This window comes from Borreliella garinii, from assembly GCF_001922545.1.
Classification (GTDB): domain Bacteria; phylum Spirochaetota; class Spirochaetia; order Borreliales; family Borreliaceae; genus Borreliella; species Borreliella garinii.
The window spans coordinates 1-2,123 of sequence record NZ_CP018753.1 but is presented as its reverse complement, the minus strand read 5'-3'; the positions used below and the strand labels follow the sequence as shown (position 1 = coordinate 2,123).

At 25.6% G+C, this 2,123-nt stretch carries 3 protein-coding genes and 1 pseudogene; 2 read left to right on the top strand and 2 right to left on the bottom strand.

All coding sequences use genetic code 11. The features are described 5' to 3' along the window. Together BLA33_RS05725 and BLA33_RS05855 are read left to right on the top strand one after the other, a co-directional pair. On the top strand, positions 1–464 hold a 464-nt coding region (locus BLA33_RS05725), incomplete at its 5' end, for a complement regulator-acquiring protein (protein ID WP_157651915.1). A gap of 196 nt (positions 465–660) precedes the next feature. After that, positions 661–777: pseudogene (locus BLA33_RS05855) on the top strand (complement regulator-acquiring protein); the annotation flags it as partial. 576 nt (positions 778–1,353) lie between these two features. Here BLA33_RS05855 and BLA33_RS06045 read toward each other — a convergent pair. Next, positions 1,354–1,518 (bottom strand): hypothetical protein, encoded by a 165-nt coding sequence (locus BLA33_RS06045; RefSeq protein ID WP_233436623.1) that lies wholly within the window; start codon positions 1,516–1,518, stop codon positions 1,354–1,356. 125 nt (positions 1,519–1,643) lie between these two features. After that, complete coding sequence (locus tag BLA33_RS05710; protein WP_029347036.1) at positions 1,644–1,847, bottom strand: hypothetical protein; 204 nt, start codon at positions 1,845–1,847, stop codon at positions 1,644–1,646. Positions 1,848–2,123: the final 276 nt, after the last annotated feature.

Sequence of the window (2,123 nt, the reverse complement as noted above, 5' to 3'; positions counted from 1 at the left end):
TTCAATATGATTTCCTAGAGACTTTTAAACTTCAAAGAGATGATTATTTTATGTTTAATGCAAAAATGAAATTAAAAAGAATAATTTATCCATCCCTAAATTACGATACAAAAAAAATATTAGCATTAAAAGAAATTCTTGAAACACTTGATACAGATAAGAACCGAAGAGTAGCTGGTAAATTTCTCGAAACATCAAGGGATATTCAGCTGCAATTAGAAGATATACATTTAAAAAAAATACAAGATAAATTACGCACTCTAAGCACAAAAGAAGCCGAAACGTTACTACAAGATGTAAAACGTGATTTAAAGATAAAACAAAACTTTACTAAAACCTTAAATGCAACTATTGATGCTTACAATAAAAATGTTGGCGACATTAAAACAAATGCTGAAGCGCTAGCAAAGCACATAAAGGATAAATACTTTCATCGTAGTTATCTACTAAATCAAGCTGATTAATCTAAATACAAAAAATAATATGCTGCACTTGATATTTCAAAAAGAGAAGTTAATTCTTCTCTTTTTTTATTCATACAATCTAAATTGGCGCTAAAAACATGCAATAGAAATTAAATTTTCAATATCAAATAAATTTAATATTGTTATTTTGAATTAAAACTAATGTTTGATAATTCAAATTTATAAGGAGAGCATTTTGAAAAATTCTAAATTAAATATTATTAAGCTTAACGTTATTACAGCAATATTAAATTCAATTTTCATATTATGTGTACCTATTGGAAATATCAATCCAAACCCCCGTATCAATACTAATCTATAAAATAACCAAAATTAAAGTTTAGAGAAGCTTTTCGTATAAGTTTTATAATTTTCAGGATTATAACCCTATTTCTAAGATTTTTTAGTTTGCAAAACTTTATATGCTTGCTCTAATTTAAGAAGCTCTACATTTGCCTTATTCATCTTATCGTTAAGTTCTTCTTGTTTATTCTTAGCATTCTCAAACAAGCTTTTAGCATTCTTGATTGCTTTTTGAGCATCAACTATCCAAAAATAGTAAAGATAATTATACCCTAAAGAAGGTATATCTTTTATAGCTTCTTCTAAAGCCCCTTCTGCTTTTCTTTTTGCATATTTTCAAAATTATCCTTAGATCTTGCTAAAGCACTAATTGCATCATTGCAATGAGATTTGGCAGAAGCATGGCTGCTATTAACCTTATTAATTTCTTGGTTTAAGTTATGTAATAGTAATGTATTGTTGTTAGTAGTATATTTAGATTTTTTAGCAGTATTTAAATAAAAACGAGCATCCTCAATAACACTTTTTATCTTATCAAGTTTTGATTTTGTTGTTTCTAAATCTGCAGTTATTTTCTCAGTTTTTTCTAAAAAAAAGTTTCAGCTTCGTACATAATTTCCCTAGCAGTAATAGCTTTATTAGATTCCTTATTAACTTGTTGAGATGTTCTATCAGCATTATGTTTATTGTTATCTACTTTACTAGTATTAGAGTGTTTTGTGTTTAAATTATTATTTATTTGTGTTCCCAAATTATTACTTTCTTCACTTTTCTTTATGATATTTTCTTTTGCCTTACTTTTATTCTTATTATTTTGTTCTTGATTTTCTCCACCATTAATGCTCCTAGCCTTACGATTACTTCTGTTGTTGTCTTCTATAAAGGATTCAGAGAATTATTATCTAGCTTATTAGTAGAATTTATACTTTTATTATTTATATCTTTATTATTATTGACAAAATACTTATTTTTGGCTAAAGCCAGTTTGGTTTTATCTGTAAGCTTTTCATATAGCTTACAAGAGATACCGCTACAAAATAAACTGGATATCAGTAACAATTCTTTAATCATTAAATTCATTATATTACCTCTATCTAAAATAGAATATTATTAGAATATTCTATCATTATATCACATTTATATTAGTAATCAAGATTATGAGCTAGATATTAAGTATTGATAACATAAAACTAAATAGGCATAGAAGGAGAATTTAAATAAAAATTAGGAGGAGGTGAATTTGGGAATAAATATATTTATTTTCTTCATTTTGAATAGTATGTTCAGAGTTATGCACCATTAATATATTAAAACATTTATTCTTAAGATGATAGGGTTATTTATAGTGTAACTACT